Consider the following 24,318-nt stretch of genomic DNA (forward strand, 5'->3'; position numbering starts at 1 on the left):
GGATCAGCCGGTCCGCACGGGCAGCGTGGCGGGCTTCAGGGCCGGGCGCCGCGCCTCGAAATCGGCGATCTGCTGTTCACTGCGCAGGGTGAGGCCGATGTCGTCCAGCCCTTCCATCAGGCGCCACCGCGTGTAGTCGTCGAGTTGGAACGTGGTGCTGACCGCACCGCAGGTCACGGTGCGGGTCTCGAGGTCCACGGACACCTCGGTGCCGGGGTGGTTCTCGATCTCCTTCCAGATCAGCTCGATGTCCTGCTGGTCCACCTCGGCGGCCACGAGGCCCTGCTTGCCGGAGTTGCCCCGGAAGATGTCCGCGAACCGGGCGGAGAGCACCACCCGGAAGCCGAAGTCCTTCAGGGCCCAGACCGCGTGCTCGCGGGAGGAGCCGGTGCCGAAATCAGGGCCGGCCACCAGGACGGAGCCCCGTGAGTAGGGCTCACGGTTCAGGATGAACTCCGGATCCTTGCGCCAACCGGCGAACAGGGCGTCCTCGAACCCGGTGCGGGTGACCCGCTTGAGGTAGACGGCCGGGATGATCTGGTCGGTGTCCACGTTCGACTGCCGCAGCGGGACACCGATTCCGGTGTGGTGGGTCACGGGTTCCATGTTCAGGCCTCCTGCAGTTCGGATTCGTTGGCCGCCAGATCGGACGGCGAGGACAGCGTGCCCCGGATGGCGGTGGCGGCGGCCACCACCGGCGAGACGAGGTGTGTACGCCCGCCCTTGCCCTGACGCCCCTCGAAGTTGCGGTTGGAGGTGGAGGCGCACCGCTCCCCCGGCGCCAGCTGATCCGGGTTCATGCCCAGGCACATGGAGCAGCCGGCGAAGCGCCATTCAGCACCGAAGTCCGTGAACACCCGGTCCAGGCCTTCGGCCTCGGCCTCCAACCGGACCCGGGCGGAGCCCGGGACCACGATCATCCGGACGTGCTCGTCCTTGGTCCGGCCTTTCAGGATCTCGGCTGCCGTGCGCAGGTCCTCCAGCCGGGAGTTGGTGCAGGAACCCAGGAAGACGGTGTCCACGCGGATCTGCTTCATCGGCGTGCCGGCCGTCAGGTCCATGTACTCCAGCGCGCGCTCGGCCGCGGCCCGCGCATTCGGGTCATCGAAGTGCTCCGGGTCCGGCACGGCGTCGTTGAGGGACACGCCCTGACCGGGGTTCGTCCCCCAGGTGACGAAGGGCTCGAGCGAGTCGGCGTCGAGGAAGACCTCGGCATCGAAGGCGGCCCCCTCGTCCGTGGGCAGCGTGGACCAGTAGGCCACCGCCGCATCCCAGTCCTCCCCCTGCGGGGCGTGTGCCCGGCCCCGGAGGTATTCGATGGTGGTCTCGTCCGGCGCCACCATGCCCGCCCGGGCTCCGGCCTCGATCGACATGTTGCAGATCGTCATCCGGGCCTCCATGGACAGCGCACGGATGGCGGAGCCACGGTACTCCAGGACGTAGCCCTGTCCGCCGCCGGTGCCGATCTGGGCGATCACGGCGAGGATGATGTCCTTGGCCGTCACCCCGTCTCGCAGGGTGCCCTCGACGTTGACGGCCATCGTCTTGAACGGCTTCAACGGCAGGGACTGGGTGGCCAGGACGTGCTCGACCTCAGAGGTGCCGATCCCGAAGGCCAAGGCCCCGAAGGCCCCGTGCGTGGAGGTGTGGGAGTCGCCGCACACCACGGTCATCCCGGGCTGGGTGAGGCCCAACTGGGGGCCCACCACGTGCACGATCCCCTGCTCGGCGTCCCCCAGGGAGTGCAACCGGATACCGAACTCTGCGGCATTGTCCCGCAGGGTCTGGATCTGCTTGGCCGAGACCGGATCGGCGATCGGCCGGTCGATCTCCAGGGTCGGCGTGTTGTGGTCCTCGGTGGCGATCGTCAGATCCGGTCGGCGGACGGGACGGCCGGCCAGCCGCAACCCCTCAAAGGCCTGCGGGCTGGTCACCTCGTGCATGATGTGCAGGTCGATGTAGAGCAGGTCCGGGGTCTGGGCCTCGCCCAGCCCCTCTCCGGAGACCACCACGTGGTCCCGCCAGACCTTCTCGGCCAGAGTGAGCGGGGCCGTTCCCGCCACTGCGCCCGCTGACGCGCCCGCTACCGTGTTTGTTGCTGTGCTGTCTGCCATCTCGTGTCCTTCCGCCAGTGACATCCTTTACTCTGGCACCACCCGATCCCACCGTGCCATCCGCGATGCGTTTGTCTCGCATGTTGAGACGGTAGTATCAGAGTATGGACACCACGTCGTCTGACGACCACCCGGCCCTCCGGACCCCCAGCGGGGTCGGGGTACTGGACAAGGCCGCTGCCATCCTGGACGCGCTCGAGGCCGGGCCCACGTCGTTGGCCCAGCTGGTCTCGGCCACGGGCATCGCCCGGCCCACCCTCCACCGGCTGGCCTCCGCCCTCATGCACCACCGGCTGGTGGGCCGGGACCTGCAAGGACGGTACGTCCTGGGCAGCCGGCTGACAGAACTGGCCTCCGCCGCCGGGGAAGACCGGTTGACCTCGGCCGCGGGCCCCGTCCTCTCCCGACTGCGGGACGCCACCGGCGAGAGCTCCCAGCTCTTCCGACGCCAGGCCGACGCCCGGGTCTGCGTGTCCAGCGCGGAACGGCCCGTGGGACTGCGGGACACGATCCCGGTGGGGACTCGGCTGTCCATGAAGGCCGGCTCCGCAGCCCAGATCCTGCTGGCTTGGGAGGACAACGAGCGACTGGTGGAAGGCTTGGACGGCTCCGTCTTCACGCCGACGGTCCTGGCCGCCGTCCGCCGCCGCGGCTGGGCCCAGTCCCTCGGGGAACGCGAACCCGGCGTCGCCTCGGTCTCGGCCGCCGTCCGTGGTCCCAGCGGCCGCGTGATCGCCGCCATGTCCATCTCCGGGCCGATCGAACGGCTGACGCGTCAGCCCGGCCGCGTCCACGCGGAGACCGTGATGCGCCATGCGCACCAGCTCACCGAACTGATCCGTGCCACGGGGGTGTCCGGCTCCGCACGCTGAGCCTCCGTGCGCCGGCCTGGGTGCCCGGAGGATCGGGCACCTCACCGGCATCCGCGGAATTCCCACCCCGTTGGCCCGGCGTTCTCCCCGTGGACCATTCCACGGCCCTGCCTATCCCTAGCCTGCCCGGACGAGACCAGTACGCTCGACACTGATGCCCACCGGACAGGATTGATACCGCCATGATGGACGCCTCACCCTTGCCACCCGGCGCCGGAACACCGCTGCCCGAAGCCACCCCGGCGCGGCCGAACATCTCCGTGATCGGGACGGGGTATCTGGGGGCCACGCATGCCGCCTGCATGGCGGAGCTGGGGTTCGAGGTGCTCGGGTTGGACATCGACCCGGCCAAGATCGAGGCCCTGACCCGCGGTGAGCTGCCCTTCCACGAGCCCGGGCTGCCCGACCTGCTGATCAAGCACGTGCAGTCCGGCCGGTTGCGGTTCACCACCTCCTATGAGGAGGTCGGGGCCTGGGCCGATGTGCACTTCATCGGGGTCGGCACCCCGCAGAAGCCCGGCGAGACGGCAGCCGATCTGCGCTTCGTGGATGCCTCGGTCCTCTCGCTGGCCCGGCACATCACCCGGGACGCGGTGATCGTGGGCAAGTCCACCGTCCCGGTCGGCACCGCCGCCCGCCTGAGGGACCTACTGGCCGCCGCCCGCACTGAGGCCGGACTGGGCGGGGAGGTGGAGCTGGCCTGGAACCCCGAGTTCCTGCGCGAGGGCTATGCGGTCAAGGACACGCTGAGCCCCGACCGGATCGTCGTCGGCGTCGAATCCGAGCACGCCGAGGACCTCCTGCGGCAGGTCTATGCGAAGTCCCTGGCCGAGGACACCCCGTGGATCGCCACCGACTTTGAGACCGCCGAACTGGTCAAGGTCGCCGCCAACGCCTTCCTGGCCACGAAGATCAGCTTCATCAACGCCTTCTCCGAGATCACCGAGACCGTGGGCGGGGACATCGGCACCCTGGCCGATGCGATCGGCCACGACCCGCGGATCGGGCGGAAGTTCCTCAACGCCGGCGTCGGCTTCGGCGGCGGCTGCCTGCCCAAGGACATCCGCGCCCTGCAGGCCCGGGTCTCGGAGCTCGGCCTGGACCGGACCATGCGCTTTCTGGCCGAGATGGATGACATCAACCTGCGCCGCCGCGATCGCGTGGTCGACCTCGCCGTCCAGGTCCTCTCCCACCACCGCGACGGTGTCGCCCGCTGCGCCGGGGACACGGCCAGTCAGGTGCCCTCGCCCGCCGCCGTCGAAGTCCTGAACGGTGCGAAAGTGGCCCTGCTGGGGGTGACGTTCAAGCCCCACTCGGACGATGTGCGGGACTCTCCCGCCCTGGATGTGGCCAACCGGCTGTTCACCGCCGGGGCCGACGTCGCCGTCTACGACCCGCAGGGCAACGCCAACGCGGCCCAACGGTTCCCCCGCCTGGACTATGTCGACGCCTTGGAGAAGGCCCTCGTCGGTGCCGATCTGGTCATCCTACTCACCGAATGGGACGAGTTCCGCCAGATGGACCCGGACTATGTGGGCCGGCTCGTGGACCGCCGCCTCCTCATCGACGGCCGCAACGTCCTGGATCCCCAGGCGTGGCGGGACGCCGGATTCACGCTCGCCGCCCTCGGCCACCGCTTCGACCCGGCCACCGAGGAATCAGCCCACTGAGGCATCACGAGAGCGCGACCTGTCGATTCGCGCGGCGTGTCCCTACCCGGACTGCGGCCGTGATCTGAGCGGAGCGGCGAAGTGGTCCCAGCCGTCGGGGCCCCCGGTGACCTCGGCCGAGGACTGCCCGCCCTCCAGCGGCCGCCCCACCAGCCTCCCGATCCGGCGGAACCCCGCCGGCAGTGCAGCACCGGAGGACCCCGCGGCGGGCACCACGGCCAGCAGCCCGTAGTCCTCCCCACCGGCGGACACCCATTCCTCGGCATCCCGGCCCAGGGCACGGGCCAGGGGTATCAGCGCCCGGGCCTCGGAACGGACCCACTCCGGGTCGAGCTCCGCCCGCAGGCCGTTGGCCGCGGCGAGCCGTCCGGCGTCCTTGAGCAGGCCGTCGGAGACATCCATCATGGCCAGCGCACCCGCCTCGGCCGCTCGGCGCCCGGCCCCCAGGGGAGGCCGGGGTCGCAGTTGCGCGGCAGCCGCCAGGGCGGCGGTGCGGTGGATCCCGGTCCGGCCCGCGTGCTGCGCGGTGTCCAGCCGGCGCAGGAGTCCCTCCCGACCGGTGTCCAGCACGTCCAACCCCGCGGCGGCCCAGCCCGCCCGACCACAGAGGACCAGGTCCAGGCGTGGATCCGCACCGTCCGGCGTCCGGTGGGGTCGTCCACTGAGGGTGCGCCGGACCGCCGCCCGGCCCTGCAGGTCTCCCGTGGCCGTGACCGCCAGGGTGATGCGGTCATCGCCCCCGAGGTCCCCGCCGACCACGCGGCAGTGGTCCGCCCCCAGGTGGATCACCGCTCCGGAGAGACCCGCAGCGAGGCCGTCCACCCAGGCCGCTGATGTGGTGGCCGGCATGGTCAGCGCCAGCAGGAGGCCGGAGGGGACGGCGGCCATCGCGTTGACGTCGGAGAGGTTCTGGGCGGCCGCCTTCCAGCCGGTGGAGTAGCCCCCGGCGAAGTCCCCGCCTGCCACTGGCCCTCGCGGGGCAGCCGCCGGCCACGTCATCCGGAAGTCCCGGTCCTGGGCCATGGCGTCCGTGGTGATGACGAACCGTCCATCCGGGGCAGCCACCACGGCGGCGTCGTCCCCCGGCCCGACGGTCCCCTCAGGCCAGTCGTCCGCCGCCGGCAGCGCGGCGAAGCGACGGTTCAGGATGCGCAGGATTCCCGCCTCCCCCAATCCCCCCACGGTCAGCCCGATCACCGTCTCACCGCCCGTCAATGCCGCCCACTGGCCGCCGCCAGCGCCTCCCGGAACGCCCCATAGCGTTCGATCTCGGCGACCACGGGCACCACGATCCGCTCACGGGCGACGGTGGTGACCCCGCCGCGCAGTCGCCTCCGGGCCCGGTGGGCGCGACGGCGAGCGCCGAGGCGCACCAGCGGGGCCGCGAGCAGGGCGAGCAGCACGCCGAAGGCCAGCCCCCCTGCCACGAGCAGGGTGGGGATCGGGAAGCCTTCCACGTCCGGCGCCGGTGGCAGCTCGAACTGGAAGTACCCGGCCAGGGCGAGCGCCCCAAGCCAACCCAGCCCCGCGAGAGCGGCGAGCAGGGCCAGCCACTGCAGGACATTGATCACAGGCCACCACCACGTCCTGGCTCCGGCCCTCAGGTCGGTCGACGAGACCGCCTGGTCCAGCTCATCAGGAAGCGTCCGTTCGTTGCTGCGGGCGGCGCGGCGGATCGCGGAGCGCCAGGTCTCCGGTGCGCCCTGACTCGCCCCGTCGGCGAAGGCCCGGATGGCGCCCTCGGCCTGGGCCCGTTGCGCGGGGCTGCGTTCCGGCAACGACGTCCGGTGCACCCGGGGGTCGTCGACGGCCCGGGAGGGCCCCCGGGTACCCGCAGCATCGTCCTGACGGCGCAGGCCCAGGCGACGCAGTGGGTCTTGCCGCACGCGGGCCATCCACCGGGTCACGGGCCAGCCGGTGCGGCGCCCGCCCTCGAGCCGGTAGGACTGCTGCACGGCCCGCACCACGGTCGTCACGCCGGAGGCCTCTGCCAGGGCGTCCACCAGCAGGGCCTCGGCGCCTTTGCCCACACCCGCCGGCACCCCGCCGGCGTCCTGGGCACCGAGGGCCCGGGCTGCAGTGCGCACATCGGACAGCAACCGGTCCGTCGCGGCGGTCCGCCGTTCCGCCACCTCGGCGATGGCGTGGCGCAGTGGCTCGATCCCCTCACCGGTGACGGCAGACGTCGCGAACACCGGCACCCGGCTCAGCCCGTCCTGGGTCAGGATCCCCCGCAGTGAGGACAGCACCGCCGCCACGTCCTGCTCCGCGAGCCGATCGACCTGGTTAAGGACCACCAGGGTCACGCCGCGGTGGGCGGCCAGCGGCTCCAGGAACTCCCGGTGCAGGGTGGCATCGGCATACTTCTGGGGGTCGACCACCCAGACCAGGACGTCCACCTGGCCGGTCAGCCGCGTCGCGATCTGCCGGTGGTGGACGGCGATCGAGTCGACGTCCGGCAGGTCCAACATGATCAGCCCACCGTGGGTCTCGGCGTCACCGCCGGACCGGCCCAGGCCGGGTCCCGTTCCCGTTCCCGGCCGCCGTCCCAGCAGTCTGGCCCAGCGCCCCTTCGGGTCGGTGCCGGCCGGCGGCCCCTCCATGTGGTGGCGCTGATCCACCTCGAGCCAGTCCAGCAACGAGCCGGCGCCCTCCGCCCCCCACACCGCGGCCAACGGCTCGGCGGTGGTCGGCCGGGTGGCCGCGACGCGGGCCAGGCTCTGCCCGGTGACGGCGTTGAACAGGCTGGACTTGCCGGAACCGGTGGCCCCGAAGAAGCCGACGACGGTGTGGTCCGCGGAGAGCTGACGCCGCTGTGCGGCACGCCCGACGACCTGTCCGGCGGCGTCCACGGCCTCCTGGGAGACGCGCCCCTCCCCCAGTTCGGTGGCGGTCTGCAGGGCCGTCAGCTTGCGGTCCAGTGGACTCTGCTCGGTCTTCGACATGGTTCAGCCCTCCCGCCGTCCGGCCAGCCGACGCAACGCGGGGACCAGTGCCTCCAGCTGCGCCGAGGCCTCCTCGTCCGGCACCGTCTCCAGCAGCCGCCTGAAGCGGTTGGCCTCGGTCTGCAGGAGCTCGGTGATCCGCTCCACCAGATTCTCCTGGGAGCGACGGGCGAGGCGGCGTACGGCGTCCTCACCGAAGATCGATTCGAGCAGCTTCTGGGCGAGGACCGCTGTGCCCCCCGCGATCCCCACCTCGATGCCCAGCAGTCCACCGGTCGAGGCGAAGGAGACGACCATCAGGGTGACCGCGACGCCGTTGACGCCGAGGGCGGAGATCCGGGCCATGGTCCGCTTGCCCGCCCCCTCGGCTTGGATCAGGTGGATCAGGTCCTGTTGCCAGCCGCGGATCTGGGCGGCGGCCCGTGCGGGGAAATCCTCCGGCAGTCCGGCCAGGTCCAGGCCGTGCACGAGCCCGCGCCCGGCGGCGTCCTGCCGCCAGCGCTGCTCGACCTCTTCAGCAGCCGCGGCGGCCTGCTCCACGAGCACGGCGTGCAGGCCGGTCTCGATGGCCGTCTCGACCTCTTCCGGCGGGGCCGGCCGGCCCGTCAGGAACGCGGTCAGCCGGTCCCGCAGCCGGCCGATCCCGGACTCGAGCGAACGGAAGAACTCCCCGGTCCCCACGAAGTCCTGCCAGCGGGAGAGGACCTCACCGCGCAGCAGCGTCCCGTCCTGGGTGGAGGCCAGGACCTCCTGCAGCGCCTGCTCGTACGCCGAGTCCACGTCCCCGGTCAGCCGCGCCGCAGCCCGGCGCTGGTCCTCCTCGGCCCGGACCAGGCCCTCCACCTTGTCCGCCAGCTGACGGACCACCCCGTTCAGGGTGCGGCGGGCCACCTCGGAGCGCGAGCCGGCATCGGCGGCGATGGACGCCAGCCAGTCCCGCAGCGGGTCCACGGCGCCGGCGGGCAGCATGCCCTCAGAGTCCAGTACCGACTCGGTGACCACGAACAGCTGGGCCGATCCCAGCCCCTGCCGCTCCAGCATCCCGCGCAGATCGGCTCCCACCTCGGCGTGGACGCCGGCCGGTACCCGGTCCAGCACGACCGCCACGGTGATATCCCGGGCGGCGGCGTCCAACAGCAATTCCCAGGGCACGGCGTCCGCGTAGCGGTTGGCGGTGGTGACGAAGATCCACAGGTCGGCGGCGGAGAGCAACTGCCCCGCCAACCGACGGTTCTCGTCGGCGATGGAGTCGATGTCCGGGGCGTCCAGCAACGCCAATCCGGCGGTCAAGGAAGGTTCGGCCACCATGACGAGGGAGCCGATGGCCGCGGGGTCGGGGTCCACACCGGCCCGGTCGGCGGTCACGGCCTCCTCCGGATCGGCCCGGTGCCCCCGGGTCCGGGACAGATGGGGCAACACCCGTGCGGTGGTGAACCATTCGACGTCGTCCGGATGGTGCAGCAGGATCGGCTGGCGGGTGGTGGGGCGGATAGCTCCGGAACGGGTCACCGGGTGGCCGACCAGCGCGTTGACCAGCGTCGACTTCCCGGCGCCGGTGGAGCCCCCGACGACGGCCAACAGGGGCGCGTCGAGGCTGCGGTAGCGCGGCAGGACGTAGTCATCCACCTGGTTCAGCACGGCATCCCGGATCCGTGCGGATTCGGCGGCTCCGTCGATCCCCAGCGGCAGGGCGACCTGCTCCAGCCCCAGGCGCAGCCGGCTCAGCAGGTCCACCGCCTCGGCCGCCGCCGCAGGCAGCGATCCCAGCGCGGAGGCGTCGTCATCTGTGGTGCTCACGCACCCCATCATGACATCTGACACGGTACCGGGGCGGCCCCCACCGGGTCCAGACAGCCTGGTCCGGACAGCCTGGTCCGGACAGTCGTGTCCAGACACCTGGGAACGACGAAGGCCCGGTCCAGATGGACCGGGCCTTCATACTGTGGTGACCCCAGCGGGATTCGAACCCGCGTTACCGCCGTGAGAGGGCAGCGTACTAGGCCGCTATACGATGGGGCCGTCACCGTTGCTCCAGCGTTCTGCGCCGTGGCACATCCGCTGGGGCAACCCCAGAAGTGTTTCACACTCTGGAGGTCTTCACCAAATCGATACTGCGCTGTTCAGTGAAACCGCTGGGGTACCAGGACTCGAACCTAGAATGACGGTACCAGAAACCGTTGTGTTGCCGATTACACCATACCCCATAGGCTGTCAAGTCCGTGTTCGGAGGAACCGATTCGGTCTTCAGCCATCCGTGCCGCAGTCTCTCCGGCACGGGTGTTTACTATACCGGCGTTCCGCCCCGATGACAAAACGAGGTCACCGGGGCGGCGCCGGCGGCTCTCAACCGGCCTGTTCGGCCGCGAAGCGGTCCAGCCGTGCCAGGGATGATTCCTGGCCCAGTATCTCCAGGGACTCGAACAGCGGTGGCGAGACCTTCTTGCCGGACACTGCGGTCCGGACCGGGCCGAAGGCCTGGCGAGGCTTCAGGCCCAGCCCGTCGATCAGGGCGGAGCGCAGGGCCGCCTCGATGCCCTCCACGGTCCAGGAGGCCGCGTCCAGGGTGGCGAGGGACGCCCGGGCCGCGGCCAGGACACCGGGCAGGTCGGCGGGCATTCCCTTGAGGGCCCCGTCCGCCGTCGTGATCTGTCCGTCCTGGAGGAAGAGGAACGCGAGCATGTCCACCGCCTCACCGAGCAGGGCGACCCGCTCCTGGACCAGCGGGGCCGCCGCGTCCAGGATCCGGCCCTCGCGCTCGGAGAGTTCCGCTCCGACGAGTCCGGCGGCGCGCAGGTGGGGCACCAAGCGGTCGCGGAAGTCGGCGCCGTCCAGCAGCCGGATGTGCGTGCCGTTGATGGCGGTGGCCTTCTTCTCGTCGAAGCGGGCCGGGTTAGCCAGAACGTCATGGATGTCGAAGGCCTCGATGAACTGCTCGCGCGTGAAGATGTCCTCATCCGCGGACAGCGACCAGCCCAGCAGGGCCAGGTAGTTGATCAGGCCCTCGGGGATGAACCCGTTCTCGCGGTGCAGGAACAGGCTGGCCTGTGGGTCGCGCTTGGACAGCTTCTTGTTGCCCTCCCCCATCACGTAGGGCAGGTGGCCGAACTCGGGCATGTACTTCGCCACGCCCACCGCATACAGGGCCTGGTACAGGGCGATCTGGCGCGGCGTGGAGGACAGCAGGTCCTCGCCGCGCAGCACGTGCGTGATCTCCATCAGGGCATCGTCCACGGGGTTGACCAACGTGTACAGCGGATTACCGTCGGCCCGGACCACCACGAAGTCCGGGACCGATCCGGCGCGGAAGGTGATCTCACCGCGCACGGTGTCCGTGAACGTGATATCCGCATCCGGCATGCGCAGGCGCAGCACCGGTGCGCGGCCCTCGGCCCGGAACGCGGCCTTCTGGTCCTCGGTGAGTTCACGATCGTGGTTGTCATAGCCGAGCTTGGGGTCGCGGCCGGCGGCGCGGTGGCGGGCCTCGACCTCGTCGGCGGTGGAGAAGGCCTCATAGATGTGGCCGCCGTCCTTCAGCCGGGTGATGACGTCCTGGTAGATTTCGGAGCGCTGCGACTGGCGGTACGGACCGTGCGGGCCTCCGACCTCCACGCCTTCGTCCCAGTCGATGCCCAGCCAGGCCATGGCCTCGAGCAGCTGCTGGTAGCTCTCCTCGGAGTCCCGCTTGGCGTCCGTGTCCTCGATGCGGAAGATCATCTTCCCGCCGGTGTGGCGCGCCCAGCCCCAGTTGAACAGGGCGGTGCGGATCAACCCGACGTGCGGGGTGCCGGTGGGCGAAGGACAGAACCGGACCCGCACGGGCGCGTCGGCGGGAACGGCGGGGATATCGGCGGATGCGGGAACGGGGGTACCGGGCAGGGATTCAGTCATGATGCCCTGAAGTTTAGCCGCTGGGAACTCAGCAGCAGCGTCCCGAGGGGTTGAGGTCCTGCTCCCGGTAGATCATCCGCCAGAAGTCCCGCTCACTGAGGGGAACCAGTCCCGGGTGGGCCCGGGACTGGTGTTCCACGTACTGACGGTAGCGGTCCTCCCCCAGCAGCGCCCGGAGGAACCAGAGCAGGGAGGCCCCGCCACGTCTCAGCCGCCCCGGTATCGACTGGCGCATCAGTGGCCACCCCGGACGGTGCGGCGGTCCTCCGGCAGCGCGTCCCACTGCGCTTGGATCGCCTTCTCCTCCCGGCTGGCCACCAGCCCGGCCGGGGCGAAGATCCGCGAGGGCACGGCGGGCTCCGCATGGTCGACCACCTCGGTGGAACGGAACGCCTGGAGGGTACGTGTCACCGAGGTGGCGATCACCACCAGGGTCAACACCAGGAAGATGACGGACAGCGAGGTCTGGATAAAGGAGTTGCGCATGATCGACTCCATGGCGGCCACGTCCGGTGCGGCCCCCAGGGAGGTCTCCCCGGCCGCCAGGGCGTCCCGGAACTGGACGTGCTGCGCCCAGTAGCCCACGGCCGTGGCCGGGGAGAAGATCTTCTGCAACGAGCCCACGGTGGTGACCACCGTGATGAAGGCCAGCGGCAAGGCCACGACCCACAGGGCCCCGAAGGTCCGGCGGCGGGCCACGATGGTGAGCACCACGGCCAGGGCGATCGCGGCCAGCAGCTGGTTGGCGATGCCGAACAGCGGGAACAGGGTGTTGATCCCGCCGCGGGGGTCCCCCACCCCCATGATCAGCACGGCCCCCCAGCCGGCCACCATGATGGCCGTGCACAGCCATGCCCCGAGCCGCCAGCCGGTGTCCTTGAAGCGGGGCACCACGTTGCCGATGGAGTCCTGCAGCATGAACCGCGCCACCCGGGTGCCGGCGTCCACGGCGGTGAGGATGAACAGTGCCTCGAACATGATGGCGAAGTGGTACCAGAAGCCCATCATGCCCGAGCCCCCGATCCACTGGCCGATGATCAGGGCAAGGCCCACAGCCAGGGTCGGAGCCCCGCCCGTCCGGGAGACCACGGTCTCCTCGCCCACCTGCTCGGCGAGCGTGGTCAGCATCTGCGGGGTGAGGTCCACCCCGGCCAGTCCCAGCGAGTTCACCCAGGCCACGGCGCCCTCCACGGAACCGGAGGTCATCGCGGCCGGGGCGTTCATGGCGAAGTAGATGCCCCGGTCGATGGACACTGCCGCCACCAGCGCCATGACGGCCACGAAGGACTCCATCAGCATGCCGCCGTAGCCGATGAACCGGGTCTGCTTCTCCTTCTCGATCATCTTCGGGGTGGTCCCGGAGGCGATCAGTGCGTGGAACCCGGACAGGGCACCGCAGGCGATCGTGACGAACAGGAAGGGGAACAGTGCACCGCCCCAGACCGGCCCGTCATCCCGTGAGGCGAACTCACTGACCGCCGGGACATCGATGGCGGGCTGGACGATGACGATCGCCACCGCCAGCAGGAGGATGACCCCGATCTTCATGAAGGTGGAGAGGTAGTCGCGCGGGGCCAGCAGCAACCAGACGGGAAGCACGGCCGCGATGAACCCGTAGACGATGATGCCCCAGGCAATGGTGGTGCGGTCCAGGGTGAAGAACATGGCGCCCCACTCGGTGTCGGCCACCCAGCCGCCACCCACGATGGCGGCCATCAGCAGCACGAAGCCGATCAGGGAGACCTCGGCGATCCGCCCCGGCCGCAGGAAACGGAGGTAGACGCCCATGAACAGGGCGATGGGGATGGTCATGCCCACCGAGAACACGCCCCAGGGGCTCTCGCCCAGGGCATTGACCACCACGAGGGCCAGGATGGCGGTGATGATGACCATGATCAGCAGTGTCGCCACGATGGCGGCATAGCCACCCACCCGGCCCAGCTCGTCCCGGGCCATCTGACCCAGGGAGCGTCCACCCCGGCGGGTGGAGAAGAACAGCACCAGGTAGTCCTGCACCGCACCGGCCAGCACCACCCCGACGATGATCCAGATCGTGCCGGGCAGGTATCCCATCTGCGCGGCCAGCACGGGCCCCACGAGCGGACCGGCACCGGCGATGGCGGCGAAGTGATGCCCGAAGAGCACCCGGCGGTCCGTGGCGACGTAGTCCTTGCCATCGGCCTTGTACTCGGCAGGGGTGGCCCGACGGTCATCCGGCCGGACGATCTTGCGCTCCACGAACTTCGAATAGAAGCGGTAGAAGACCAGATAGGTGCAGACCGCGGCGAAGACGAACCAGATCGCATTGACGGTCTCACCGCGGACGATGGCCAGCATCACCCAGGCCACGCCGCCCAGCAGGGCGATGCCCGCCCAGAGCGCGATCTTCAGCGGCGTCCACCGCGGTGCGGACTCCACGTGGACCGGTGGCAGATCAGCCACCCTCTCGGTGCCGGACGGATTGGTATGGCTCATCGTCGGATCCCCTCGGTGACAGATGTGACAAATGCGTTAGATGTGACAGGCGTGGTCAGAGTTGTTCCAGTGATCCCTGTGGTTCACGTGACGCCTGTATATCTTCGCCATCAGGCCTCGACGGGTCAAGATGCGGTGCGCCAGCAGCCTCGCCCCGCGTCACGGTGGTCCCCCGCGATCTCACCTCGTTCCCACCCCGATCTCACGGAGGTCTCACCGGGGTCTCACCGAGGTCTCATCCTCCGATGGCTCAATGGGGTCCATGAGCTGGACAGACCGGCTCCCCGCAGAAGAGGAACCTTCCATGTACATCACCGCATCCTCCCAGTCTTCCCCACAGCCTTCCCTGCACCCGGACGCCGCCGGAGCGAGCCCTGCAGTCCGGCCGGCCCGCCGCCGTCGGGTCTGGGGCCTGGCCGTGGCGGTCCTGCTGGCCGCCGGTTCCTTCTGGACTGCCGCCGGTGCCACGGCTGAACCCGCCCACGCCGACCGATCCTGTGCGGGCGTCCTGAAGGACACCGTGATCCGGGACAACGTCACCGTCCCCCGCGGACGGACCTGCGACATGACCGCCGTGCGCGTCAACGGCAACATCACGCTGGAGTCCGGCTCCACCCTGCGGTTCCGGCACGGCTCGGTGGGCGGCAACGTGCAGGGCGAGTCCTCACCGGCGCTGATCTCGGTGTTCCAGTCCACCATCGACGGAGACCTCCAGGTCAAAAACGCCGGGTTCGCGCGCTTCCAGTCCGGCCGGGTCTTCGGCAATGTCCAGGCCGAGAGGACCCGCGAGGGGTTGCACGTGCTGACCTCCCGCGTCTACGGCGACGTCCAGGCCAAGTACACCAACACCCGCGTCGAGCGGACCACGGTGAACGGCGATGTCCAGCACGAGGAGGGCAGCTACCTGGCCATGTACCGCAATCAGGTCGGCGGGGACACCCAGGTGTTCAAGAACCGCGCCGGCTGGCAGGAGATCACGGGCAATACGATCCGCGGCAACCTACAGTGCAAGGAGAACCGGCTCCCGCGCGGCTGGTCCAACGTGGTGCACGGCTCCAAGGAGGACCAGTGCCGCCGGTTCTGACCCGGTCCGGTCAGCGCCGGTAGAGGGTCGTCAGGGAACCGATGCCCTCGACGGTCGCCTCCGTGCGCTGGCCGGCCTCCACCCGCCCGACGCCGGCCGGCGTCCCCGTGAGGATGACGTCACCGGGCAGCAGCGTGAAGGCCTGGGACACCGCCGAGACGATCTCGCGCACGCCGAAGACCATGTCCGAGGTGCGGCCGTCCTGGACGAGGGCGCCGTCCAGCGTCATCCGGATGCCCAGGTCCTCGGTGTCCGCGCTCTTGAGCCCGGTCTCGATCCACGGGCCCAGGGGGCAGGACCCGTCAAAGCCCTTGGCGCGGGCCCACTGCAGGTCCGCCTTCTGGGCATCCCGGGCCGTGAGGTCGTTGCCCACGGTGTAGCCGAAGACCACATCATCCACCCGCTCCGCGGGGACGTCCTTGCAGATGGTCCCGATGACCACGGCCAGCTCGGCCTCGTACGACACCTCCTCGGACCAGGGCGGCAGGGTCACCGGCTCGCCCGGGCCCACCACGGAGGTGTTGGGCTTGAGGAAGAACTGGGGGCTGTCCGGGACCTGATGGCCCAGTTCGGAGGCATGGTCTGCCCAGTTGCGGCCGATCCCCACGATCTTGGACCGCGGGATGATCGGCGCCACGAGGCGCACGTCAGCCAGGCGGTGCCGGGTGGCGGTGGGCTGGATCCCCTGGAAGAACGGATCACCGTGCAGGACCACGACCTCCAGGTCCTGCTCAGGTGCGTCCGGCTCTCCTTCGATGAGTCCGTACTGGGGTTCGGCGTCGACGACGAATCGGGCAATGCGCATGGAACCAGCCTAAGCCAGCGCATACGGTGGTGAGGACCGCTGGCTCAGGCCAGCCGGTACAGCCAGCCGTGGCGGTCCTCGGAGTGCCCGGTCTGGATCCCGAGCAGTTCATCACGGATGTCCATGGCCACGCTGGTCTCGTCGAACTCCGGCGAGGCGAAGGAGTCCTCGCCGTCCACCAGGGTCCCGATCGGGGTGATGACGGCGGCCGTGCCGCAGGCGAAGACCTCGCTGATCTGCCCGTTGGAGACGCCCTCGCGCCATTCGTCCAGCGTGACGGTGCGCTCCACCACGTCCAGCCCGCGGTCCCTTCCGAGCTGGATCACGGAGGACCGCGTGATCCCCTCGAGGATGGTGCCGGTGAGCTCCGGGGTGACCAGGGTGCCGTCGGCGAAGACGAAGAAGATGTTCATCCCGCCGAGCTCCTCCACCGCGTTCTCGCGGGTGGGGTCGAGGAACAGCACCTGGTCGCAGCCGTGGGCGGTGGCCTCGAGCTGGGCGGCCAGGGAGGCGGCGTAGTTGCCGCCGAACTTCGCGGCACCGGTCCCACCGTGCCCGGCACGCGCCAGCTCGCGGGAGACCCAGATGGACACGGGCTTCAGCTCGCCACCGAAGTAGTTTCCGGCCGGGGACGCGATGACCTTGAAGGCGACCTCGTTGGAGGGCCGCACCCCGAGGAACTCCTCCGTGGCGATCATGAACGGGCGCAGGTAGAGCGACTGCCCCTCGCCCTCGGGCACCCAGGACGCGTCCGTGGCCACGAGGAGCCGCAACGCCTCGAGGAAGTCCTCCTCCGGCAGCTCGGGCAGGGCGATACGACGCGCGGAGCGGTTCAGCCGCGCCGCGTTGGCCTGCGGGCGGAACGTCCACACGCTGCCGTCCTCATGGCGGTAGGCCTTGAGTCCCTCGAAGATCTCCTGCGCGTAGTGGAACACGGCGGCGGCAGGTGAGAGGGACAGCGGGCCGAAGGGCTCGATCCGCGCATCGCGCCACGCACCACCGGTGCCGGAGGCGTCGGCCTCCGCGTCGGGGCGGGTCCAGTCGATGGAGACCATGTGATCCGTGAAATGCTGCCCGAAACCGGGATCGACCAGGATCTCGCGACGCCGGTCCTCGGACACAGGCGTCGGATGGGGGTGGCGGGTGAACTCCATGGTCACGGCATCTTCCTTCTCTCGAGTCCATCCATCATAGAACCCGACACGGTGCGGTCCTTCCAGCCCGGGCTTCTCCACCGGCCCGCTTCCCCACCAGCGGGTTTCTCCACCGGCGGGCGTCCCTACAGGCGCGCGGAGATGGCGTCACCGATCTGCGCGGTGGACCGGGGCGCGGCCTGGCCGCCCGAGTCGGCGCGTGCCGCCAGATCAGCCCACACCGCCTCGTTGATGCGCCGGGCCGCCTCGGTGCGGCCGGCCTGCTCGAGCAGCAGGACGGCGGAGAGGATGGCTGCCGTGGGATCCGCCTTCTGCTGACCGGCGATGTCCGGGGCGGAGCCGTGGACCGGTTCGAACATGGAGGGCCCGGTCCCGGAGATGTTCAGGTTGCCGGAGGCGGCCAGGCCGATTCCGCCGCTGACGGCCGCCGCCAGGTCCGTGAGGATGTCCCCGAAGAGGTTGTCGGTGACGATCACGTCGAAGCGTGCAGGATCTGTGGTCAGGTAGATCGTGGCCGCGTCCACGTGCATGTAGTCGTGGGTGACCTGCGGGTACTCGGCCGCCACGGCCTCCACGGTCCGGCGCCACAGGTGGCCGGCATGGATCAGGACGTTGTGCTTGTGCACCAGGCTCACGTGGTGGCGGGGGCGCTCGGCGGCCAGGGCGAAGGCATGGCGCACGACCCGTTCCACGCCGAAGGCGGTGTTGATCGAGACCTCGGTGGCGATCTCCTGCGGGGTGCCGGTGCGGATGGCCCCGCCGTTGCCCACGTAGGGGCCTTCGGTGCCCTCGCGCACCACCACGAAGTCGATGTCCCCGGGGTGGGCCAGCGGGCTCACCACTCCGGGGTAGAGCCGGGAGGGGCGCAGGTTGACGCCATGGTCCAGGGAGAACCGCAGCTTCAACAGCAGGTCGCGCTCGATCAGGCCGGACGGGATGCGGGTGTCGTTCGGGGCGGCGCCGACCGCGCCGAAGAGGATCGCGTCATGGCCACGCAGCTGCTCCAGGGTCTCATCGGTCAGGGTCTCCCCCGTCTCGAGCCAGTGTGCGGCGCCGAGGGAGTACTCCGTGGCGTGGATCTCGGCGTCGCCCGCTGCCACCGTGGCCGCCCGCATGACCTTGAGCGCCTCGGCGGTGACCTCCGGACCGATCCCGTCCCCGCCGATCACGGCCAGGTCCAGCGTGCTCGAGGCGGAGGGGGCGGAGGGGGCGGGTGCTGAGGTGACGTTGTCCATGGCTACAGACTATGGACGAGCACGGTCGAACGTCCATCATGTGGTCGTCGCGTCCACATGATGGACATCAGGCCCCAGGACAGGAGGACGGATTCCAACAGGAGGACGGGATCCGGGAACCGCGGGTCAGCCCGCGTCCGGCTCCTCGTGGCGGGGGAAGACCGGGGTCGGCGCGGGCAGGGCGGTACCCGGCACCAGGGCCGCGTCCCAGGCCGCGAAGGATCGCGCGCCGGTCCCTGAGGAACCGGAGCGGCCGGCGTCGCCGGAGTCCTCGACGCCCAGCAGGTCCAGCAGCTGGGTGGCCGAGCCTGGCATGACGGGCTGGACCAGCAGCGCCACCCGCCGGACCGACTCCAGCGTCACGTACAGCACGGTGGCCATGCGGGCCGGGTCCGTCTTGCGCAGCACCCACGGCTGCTGCTCGGCGAAGTAGGCGTTGGCGTCCCCCAGCACGGACCACGTGGTCTCGAGCGCGTGGTGGTAGTCCTGCACGGCGTAGTCGGCACGGGCACCGGCCAGCAGTGCGGAGACCGACTCGAGCAGGGCGCGGTCGGCGTCCGTGAACTCCCCGGGCTCCGGCAGGATCCCGCCCAGGTTCTTGGCCACCATGGACAGGGACCGCTGGGCCAGGTTGCCCAGGTTGTTCGCCAGATCCGCGTTCTTCCGCCCGACGACCGCGTCGTGGCTGTAGGAGCCGTCCGCCCCGAAGGGGAACTCCCGCAGCAGGAAGTACCGGACGGCGTCCAGTCCGTAACGCTGGACCCACTCGGCCGGCCCCACCACGTTGCCCAGCGACTTGGACATCTTCTCGCCGTTGTTGTTGAGGAAGCCGTGGATCATGACGCGCCGCGGCAACTCGATCCCGGCGCTCATCAGGAACGCGGGCCAGAAGATGCAGTGGAAGCGGGAGATGTCCTTGCCGATGACGTGCAGGTCGGCCGGCCACCGCCGGAACTGCTCGGACTCCTCGTCCGGGAAGCCCGCCCCGGTCAGGTAGTTCGTCAGGGCGTCCACCCAGACGTACGTGACATGGTCCTGCGTGGGCCGCTGGCCGGAGGCATCGGCCGGCGCCGGGACGCTGATGCCCCAGTCGAAGGAGGTCCGGGAGATGGACAGGTCACCCAGCCCGGATTCCACGAAGCGGATGACCTCGTTGAAGCGGTACTGCGGCGCCGCGAAGTCCGGCCGTGAGCGATACAGCTCCAGCAGCGGCTCCTGGTACTTCGAGAGACGGAAGAAGTAGCTCTCCTCCTCGGTCCAGGTGACCTCGGTCCCGGTCTCCGCGGCGTAGCGCTGACCGTCTTCGCGCACCTCGGTCTCGTCCTGGGTGAAGAACCGCTCGTCGCGGACCGAATACCACCCGGCGTAGGTGTCCAGGTAGATGTCCCCCGCGGCCTCCATGCGCCGCCAGATCTCCTGGACCGCGGCCGCGTGGTCCGCATCGGTGGTGCGGATGAACCGGTCGTAGGAGATGTCCAGCACCTCGTCGTCCACCGCCTTGAACCGCGCGGCGTTGCGCGTGGCCAGCTCCAGAGGGCTGATCCCCTCACGTTCGGCCGTCTGCTGCATCTTCTGACCGTGCTCGTCCGTGCCGGTCAGGAAGTACACATCCTTGCCGTCCAGCCGCTGGAAGCGCGCCATCACGTCGGTGCCCACGTACTCGTAGGCGTGGCCGATGTGCGGATCGCCGTTCGGGTAGGAGATGGCGGTCGTCAGGTAGTACGACTCCCGAATCGGGGCCTGGTCCTGGGGGTTGTTCACCGGAGAAGTCACCCGTCGAATCTATCGCATCGCCGCGGGCCCACGGCGCGTGCGGCCGCGCCCCTCATGCCATCGCAGCTCCAGGCCAGCGGCTCCGCCTTCCTCCCGGGACGGTTCCACGGATGTCAGCCGCGCGGCTGACAGCGGCGCCACCACCAACAGCGCGGAACCGGTGAACTCCAGCAATTCCTCCACGTGGTAGCTGGCCACGTAGGCCCAGGAGTCCAGCGGGATCCCCGCGGCCACCACGAGGACCTCGGCGCCGAGGGCACCGAGGAAGAACACCCCGATCCCCAGCACATACAGCGTGGTCGAGGGGGCGGGCAACACGCGGGCGCACAGCCACAGGAAGACCACCACGCCCAGGGCCACCGGGACACCCAGCATGAGCCAGCCGAAGGCCGGCAGGGGGTTCTGCCCCACCACCAGGCGCCAGAGTCCGTCCAAGCGCTCATGGATTCCGGCGTACTCGTCCAGGGACATCAGAGCCAGCAGCAGCGCCAAGCCACACCAGGCCAGCCACCCGGACCGGCCGTCCACCCGGGCGCGGCGGCGCAGCAACCCCACGGCGGCGCTCAGGACGCCGGCCAGCATCAGCAGCCCGCTGTTCCACCACGTGGGCAGATTGCGCTCCCCGGACACGTCGAAGAAGACCCGCACCGGCGAGGTACGGTCCACGGGACCTGCTCCGAGCACCAGGGGGGCGGCGGCGGAGAGCAGCACCAGGACCACGCTGACGGCCACGAGCGACCACAGGGTGGGGCCCCACCAGTTCCCAGATCTCAGGACAGCCGGGGCACGATCCCGCCTCACCTGCTCAGAAGCACGCATCGCAGTAGTCCAGCAGAGGTGGATGAGAGGTTGATGAGAGGCGCCACGTCATGACTCACGGGATCAGGGCCGGACGGCGCGTTCAGTCCTCGAGGTCGATCCCGACCGCCTTGGAGGCTCCGATCCTCTGACCGAGGTCCTCGGCCACACCGGCCGGCAGCGCGGCGTCCAGGGTCAGCAGGGCCAAGGCCTCGCCGCCCTCGACCTGGCGGGAGACGTCCATGCCGGCGATGTTCACGCCGGCCTCCCCGAGGACCCGGCCGATGGTGCCGATGACGCCCGGACGGTCGGCATAACGGAACACCAGCAGGTGCGCGGTGAGCGGCACCTCGAGCTCGTAGCCGTCGATCCCCACCACCTTCTGCACCTGCTTGGGACCGGTCAGGGTGCCGGCCACCGAGAGCTGCGTGCCGTTGGAGGTGGCGCCCTTGACGGTGATGGTGTTGCGGTAGGCCGGGGACTCGGAGGTGGTGGTCAGCCGCGATTCGATGCCGCGCTGTTCGGCCAGCACCGGGGCGTTGACGTAGGAGACCTGGTCCGAGACCACGTCCGTGAACACGCCCTTGAGCGCCGCCAGCTGCAGCGACTTCACGTCCTTGTCCGCGATCTCACCGGCCACCTCCAGCTCCACCACGGTGAGGGAGTCCCCCGTGGACAGGGCGGTGAGGAGGCGTCCGAGCTTCTCCACCAGCGGGATGCCGGGGCGGACGTCCTCATGGATGACGCCACCGGCCACGTTGACGGCGTCCGGGACCAGCTCGCCGGCCAGGGCCAGGCGCACGGACTTGGCCACGGACACCCCGGCCTTCTCCTGGGCCTCGGTGGTGGAGGCCCCCAGGTGAGGGGTCACCACGGCGTGGTCGTGGGCGAAGAACGGCAGGCCCACAGCCGGCTCGGAGGTGAACACGTCGATGGCCGCTCCGCCGATGATGCCGGCGCCCAGGGCGCGGTCCAGTGCCTCCTCGTCGATCAGTCCGCCACGGGCCACGTTCACCACGAAGGCGGTGTCCTTCATGAGGGCGAACTGCTCGTCCGAGATCATCCCGATGGTCTCCGGGGTCTTGGGCATGTGGATGGTGAGGAAGTCGGCCTCGGTGAGCAGCTCGTCCAGGGAGAGCAGCCGGGCGCCCATCTGCTGGGCGCGGGCGGAGGTGACGTAGGGGTCGTAGGCCAGGATCTCCATGCCGAAGGACCGCATGCGCTCGGCCACCAGCGAACCGATGCGGCCCAGCCCGATGATGCCGAGCTTCTTCTCGTACAGCTCCACGCCCGAGTACTTGGAGCGCTTCCACTCCCCGTCCTTGAGCGCCCGGTTGGCCGGGGCGATGTTGCGGGCCACGCCCAGGATGTGGCCGCAGGTGAGCTCCGCGGCGGAGAGGATGTTGGAGGTCGGGGCGTTGACGACCATCACGCCCGCCTGGGTGGCGGCCTTGGTGTCCACGTTGTCCAGTCCCACGCCGGCGCGGGCGATGACCTTGAGGTTCGGGGCGGCCGCGATGGCCTCGGCATCCATCTTCGTGGCCGAGCGGACCAGCACGGCATTGGCCTCGGGCAGCGCGGCCAGCAGCTGGGCGCGGTCCGCACCGTCCGTGGTCCTGATCTCGAAGTCGGGACCCAGCGCGTCCACCGTGGCCGGGGAGAGTTCTTCAGCAATGAGGACGACGGGCTTGGTCTCAGACACGGATCATTCGCTTTCGTTGGGACTGGGGTGGGGAGGTGTGTGGGCCGGCGGACCGGGCGCGCTGGCCCGGGTCGGCCTTGTCGATTCTAGGGGTTGGCCACGAGGAGGAACGACGCCGGCCCCTCGCCTACCGCAGGGAAGGCAGGTAGACGAGGGGCCGGCGTCGGGAACCGTGGTTCCGTCAGAAGGCGGGACCAGCCGGCTCAGCGGGCCGCGGTGCCCTCGGTGTAGTCGTCGTCGGAGTCCTTGAGCCAGGAGAACATCTGGCGCAGTTCGCGGCCGGTCTTCTCGATCGGGTGAGCCTCGCCCGCAGCACGCAGCTTCTTGAACTCCGGACCGCCGGCGGCCTGGTCGTCCATGAAGCGCTTGGCGAAGGTGCCGTCCTGGATGTCGGCCAGCACGGCCTTCATGTTCTCCTTGACGGAGGGGTCGATCACGCGCGGGCCGGAGACGTAGTCGCCGTACTCGGCGGTGTCCGAGACGGACCAGCGCTGCTTGGCGATGCCGCCCTCGACCATCAGGTCCACGATCAGCTTGAGCTCGTGCAGCACCTCGAAGTAGGCGATCTCCGGCTGGTAGCCGGCCTCGGTCAGGGTCTCGAAGCCGTACTGGACCAGCTGCGAGGCGCCGCCGCAGAGCACGGCCTGCTCACCGAAGAGGTCCGACTCGGTCTCCTCGGTGAAGGTGGTCCCGATGACGCCGGCGCGGGTGCCGCCGATGCCCTTCGCGTAGGACAGCGCCAGGGCCTGGGCCTTGCCGGTGGCGTCCTGCTCCACGGCGATCAGTGCCGGCACGCCGCGGCCGGCCTCGAACTCGCGGCGGACCACGTGGCCCGGCCCCTTCGGGGCCACCAGGGCGACGTCCACACCGGCCGGCGGCTGGATGTAGCCGTAGCGGATGTTGAAGCCGTGGGCGAAGAACAGGGCGTCGCCGTCCTGCAGGTTCGGGGCGATGTGCTCGTTGTAGACCGCGCCCTGGACCTGGTCCGGGGTGAGGATCATGATCAGGTCGGCCTCGGCCGCGGCCTCGGCCACGGTGACGACGCGCAGGCCCTCAGCCTCGGCCTTGGCGCGGGACTTCGAGCCCTCGGCGAGCCCGATGCGGACGTCGACGCCGGAATCACGCAGGCTCAGTGAGTGCGCGTGGCCCTGTGAGCCATAGCCGATGACGGCGACGGTGCGGCCCTGGATGATCGACAGGTCGGCGTCGTCTTCGTAGTACTTGGTGGTCGACACAGGAGTTCTCCTTGATGTTTGATCGGCTTGCTTGGTCGGGTTGAGGGGTTGGTATCAGTTTTTGGGCAGAGCCCTGTCGGTCATCGACTTGCCCCCGCGCCCCACGGCGATGGTGCCGGAGCGCACGAGTTCACGGATCCCGAAGGGCTCCAGGACCTCGAGCAGGGCGGAGAGCTTGTCGGCGGCCCCGGTCGCCTCGATGGTGACCGAGTCCGTGGAGACGTCCACCACGGAGGCGCGGAAGAGCTCGACGGCCTGGACCACCTGGGACCGGGACGCGGCGTCGGAGCGGACCTTGACCAGTAGGTGGTCGCGCTGGACCGAGGCGTCGGCGGCCAGTTCGACCACCTTGATGACGTTGACCAGCTTGTTCAACTGCTTGGTGACCTGCTCCAGCAGGTCGCCCTCGGCATCCACCACCACCGTCATGCGGGACAGTCCCTCGAGTTCCGAGGTGCCCACCGCCAGGGAGTGGATGTTGAAGGCGCGGCGGGCGAAGAGGCTGGCGACGCGCGTCAGCACGCCCGGCACATCCTCCACCAAAACGGACAGCGTATGCCTTGCCATG

At 70.0% G+C, this 24,318-nt stretch carries 19 protein-coding genes and 2 tRNA genes; 3 read left to right on the forward strand and 18 right to left on the reverse strand.

Going from position 1 to position 24,318, the window contains the following annotated elements; genetic code table 11:
- Window positions 1-3: 3 nt before the first annotated feature.
- Together leuD and leuC are read right to left on the reverse strand one after the other, a co-directional pair.
- Complete coding sequence (gene leuD / locus ACSU1G_RS23260; protein WP_439282402.1) at window positions 4-606, reverse strand: 3-isopropylmalate dehydratase small subunit; 603 nt, start codon at window positions 604-606, stop codon at window positions 4-6.
- A gap of 2 nt (window positions 607-608) precedes the next feature.
- Window positions 609-2,114: a 3-isopropylmalate dehydratase large subunit gene (gene leuC, locus ACSU1G_RS23265; protein ID WP_439282403.1), complete on the reverse strand. Its 1,506-nt coding sequence runs from the start codon at window positions 2,112-2,114 to the stop codon at window positions 609-611.
- Between the two features lie 104 nt (window positions 2,115-2,218).
- Here leuC and ACSU1G_RS23270 point away from each other — a divergent pair, with 104 nt between their 5' ends.
- Complete coding sequence (locus ACSU1G_RS23270; RefSeq protein WP_439282404.1) at window positions 2,219-2,986, forward strand: IclR family transcriptional regulator; 768 nt, start codon at window positions 2,219-2,221, stop codon at window positions 2,984-2,986.
- Window positions 2,987-3,171: 185 nt separating this feature from the next.
- A complete protein-coding gene (locus tag ACSU1G_RS23275; RefSeq protein WP_439282662.1) occupies window positions 3,172-4,656 on the forward strand; it encodes a UDP-glucose dehydrogenase family protein in 1,485 nt (494 codons plus the stop codon).
- 42 nt (window positions 4,657-4,698) lie between these two features.
- On the opposite strand, the gene ACSU1G_RS23280 is transcribed toward ACSU1G_RS23275, so the two are convergent.
- The 8 genes from ACSU1G_RS23280 to ACSU1G_RS23315 all read right to left on the reverse strand — a co-directional run bounded on the left by ACSU1G_RS23280 (window position 4,699) and on the right by ACSU1G_RS23315 (window position 13,964).
- Complete coding sequence (locus ACSU1G_RS23280) at window positions 4,699-5,853, reverse strand: thiamine-phosphate kinase (protein WP_439282405.1); 1,155 nt, start codon at window positions 5,851-5,853, stop codon at window positions 4,699-4,701.
- A 14-nt stretch (window positions 5,854-5,867) separates the two neighbouring features.
- Complete coding sequence (locus ACSU1G_RS23285) at window positions 5,868-7,601, reverse strand: GTPase (protein WP_439282406.1); 1,734 nt, start codon at window positions 7,599-7,601, stop codon at window positions 5,868-5,870.
- A 3-nt stretch (window positions 7,602-7,604) separates the two neighbouring features.
- Window positions 7,605-9,398, reverse strand: a complete 1,794-nt coding sequence (locus ACSU1G_RS23290; protein ID WP_439282407.1) for a dynamin family protein — start codon at window positions 9,396-9,398, stop codon at window positions 7,605-7,607.
- A 146-nt stretch (window positions 9,399-9,544) separates the two neighbouring features.
- Window positions 9,545-9,620: transfer RNA gene (locus ACSU1G_RS23295), tRNA-Glu, on the reverse strand.
- A gap of 113 nt (window positions 9,621-9,733) precedes the next feature.
- A tRNA-Gln gene (locus tag ACSU1G_RS23300) sits at window positions 9,734-9,805 on the reverse strand.
- A gap of 139 nt (window positions 9,806-9,944) precedes the next feature.
- Window positions 9,945-11,489, reverse strand: a complete 1,545-nt coding sequence (gene gltX, locus ACSU1G_RS23305; protein WP_439282408.1) for a glutamate--tRNA ligase — start codon at window positions 11,487-11,489, stop codon at window positions 9,945-9,947.
- Window positions 11,490-11,517: 28 nt separating this feature from the next.
- On the reverse strand, window positions 11,518-11,724 hold the full coding sequence (locus ACSU1G_RS23310) for a YbdD/YjiX family protein (protein WP_439282409.1): 207 nt from the start codon (window positions 11,722-11,724) through the stop codon (window positions 11,518-11,520).
- On the reverse strand, window positions 11,724-13,964 hold the full coding sequence (locus tag ACSU1G_RS23315) for a carbon starvation CstA family protein (RefSeq protein WP_439282410.1): 2,241 nt from the start codon (window positions 13,962-13,964) through the stop codon (window positions 11,724-11,726). Before ACSU1G_RS23315 ends, ACSU1G_RS23310 begins: the two co-directional genes overlap by 1 nt.
- 304 nt (window positions 13,965-14,268) lie before the next feature.
- Here ACSU1G_RS23315 and ACSU1G_RS23320 point away from each other — a divergent pair, with 304 nt between their 5' ends.
- Window positions 14,269-15,048 carry a hypothetical protein gene (locus ACSU1G_RS23320; protein WP_439282411.1) on the forward strand — a complete coding sequence of 260 codons (780 nt, stop codon included), beginning with the start codon at window positions 14,269-14,271 and terminating at the stop codon, window positions 15,046-15,048.
- A gap of 10 nt (window positions 15,049-15,058) precedes the next feature.
- Here ACSU1G_RS23320 and ACSU1G_RS23325 read toward each other — a convergent pair whose 3' ends face one another.
- From ACSU1G_RS23325 to ilvN, 8 genes are all read right to left on the reverse strand, one after another.
- Window positions 15,059-15,853 (reverse strand): fumarylacetoacetate hydrolase family protein, encoded by a 795-nt coding sequence (locus tag ACSU1G_RS23325; protein WP_439282412.1) that lies wholly within the window; start codon window positions 15,851-15,853, stop codon window positions 15,059-15,061.
- A gap of 44 nt (window positions 15,854-15,897) precedes the next feature.
- Window positions 15,898-17,007 carry a branched-chain amino acid aminotransferase gene (locus tag ACSU1G_RS23330; RefSeq protein ID WP_439282663.1) on the reverse strand — a complete coding sequence of 370 codons (1,110 nt, stop codon included), beginning with the start codon at window positions 17,005-17,007 and terminating at the stop codon, window positions 15,898-15,900.
- 125 nt (window positions 17,008-17,132) lie between these two features.
- Window positions 17,133-18,242, reverse strand: a complete 1,110-nt coding sequence (locus ACSU1G_RS23335) for a 3-isopropylmalate dehydrogenase (protein ID WP_439282413.1) — start codon at window positions 18,240-18,242, stop codon at window positions 17,133-17,135.
- 126 nt (window positions 18,243-18,368) lie between these two features.
- Window positions 18,369-20,015 (reverse strand): methionine--tRNA ligase, encoded by a 1,647-nt coding sequence (gene metG / locus ACSU1G_RS23340; RefSeq protein WP_439282414.1) that lies wholly within the window; start codon window positions 20,013-20,015, stop codon window positions 18,369-18,371.
- A gap of 9 nt (window positions 20,016-20,024) precedes the next feature.
- Window positions 20,025-20,834, reverse strand: a complete 810-nt coding sequence (locus ACSU1G_RS23345; RefSeq protein ID WP_439282415.1) for a hypothetical protein — start codon at window positions 20,832-20,834, stop codon at window positions 20,025-20,027.
- Between the two features lie 82 nt (window positions 20,835-20,916).
- Window positions 20,917-22,515 carry a phosphoglycerate dehydrogenase gene (gene serA / locus ACSU1G_RS23350; protein WP_439282416.1) on the reverse strand — a complete coding sequence of 533 codons (1,599 nt, stop codon included), beginning with the start codon at window positions 22,513-22,515 and terminating at the stop codon, window positions 20,917-20,919.
- A 203-nt stretch (window positions 22,516-22,718) separates the two neighbouring features.
- Complete coding sequence (gene ilvC, locus ACSU1G_RS23355; protein ID WP_439282417.1) at window positions 22,719-23,750, reverse strand: ketol-acid reductoisomerase; 1,032 nt, start codon at window positions 23,748-23,750, stop codon at window positions 22,719-22,721.
- Window positions 23,751-23,804: 54 nt separating this feature from the next.
- Window positions 23,805-24,317, reverse strand: a complete 513-nt coding sequence (gene ilvN / locus ACSU1G_RS23360; RefSeq protein WP_439282418.1) for an acetolactate synthase small subunit — start codon at window positions 24,315-24,317, stop codon at window positions 23,805-23,807.
- Window position 24,318: the final 1 nt, after the last annotated feature.

The organism is Microbacterium sp. A93 (genome assembly GCF_051842835.1).

Coding starts and splice junctions, on each gene's coding strand:
- leuD (WP_439282402.1), bottom strand. CDS start 606: ATGGAACCCGTGACCCACCACACCGGAATCGGTGTCCCGCTGCGGCAG.
- leuC (WP_439282403.1), bottom strand. CDS start 2,114: ATGGCAGACAGCACAGCAACAAACACGGTAGCGGGCGCGTCAGCGGGC.
- ACSU1G_RS23270 (WP_439282404.1), top strand. CDS start 2,219: ATGGACACCACGTCGTCTGACGACCACCCGGCCCTCCGGACCCCCAGC.
- ACSU1G_RS23275 (WP_439282662.1), top strand. CDS start 3,172: ATGGACGCCTCACCCTTGCCACCCGGCGCCGGAACACCGCTGCCCGAA.
- ACSU1G_RS23285 (WP_439282406.1), bottom strand. CDS start 7,601: ATGTCGAAGACCGAGCAGAGTCCACTGGACCGCAAGCTGACGGCCCTG.
- gltX (WP_439282408.1), bottom strand. CDS start 11,489: ATGACTGAATCCCTGCCCGGTACCCCCGTTCCCGCATCCGCCGATATC.
- ACSU1G_RS23310 (WP_439282409.1), bottom strand. CDS start 11,724: ATGCGCCAGTCGATACCGGGGCGGCTGAGACGTGGCGGGGCCTCCCTG.
- ACSU1G_RS23315 (WP_439282410.1), bottom strand. CDS start 13,964: ATGAGCCATACCAATCCGTCCGGCACCGAGAGGGTGGCTGATCTGCCA.
- ACSU1G_RS23320 (WP_439282411.1), top strand. CDS start 14,269: ATGTACATCACCGCATCCTCCCAGTCTTCCCCACAGCCTTCCCTGCAC.
- ACSU1G_RS23325 (WP_439282412.1), bottom strand. CDS start 15,853: ATGCGCATTGCCCGATTCGTCGTCGACGCCGAACCCCAGTACGGACTC.
- ACSU1G_RS23330 (WP_439282663.1), bottom strand. CDS start 17,007: ATGGAGTTCACCCGCCACCCCCATCCGACGCCTGTGTCCGAGGACCGG.
- ACSU1G_RS23335 (WP_439282413.1), bottom strand. CDS start 18,242: ATGGACAACGTCACCTCAGCACCCGCCCCCTCCGCCCCCTCCGCCTCG.
- ACSU1G_RS23345 (WP_439282415.1), bottom strand. CDS start 20,834: ATGCGTGCTTCTGAGCAGGTGAGGCGGGATCGTGCCCCGGCTGTCCTG.
- ilvN (WP_439282418.1), bottom strand. CDS start 24,317: ATGGCAAGGCATACGCTGTCCGTTTTGGTGGAGGATGTGCCGGGCGTG.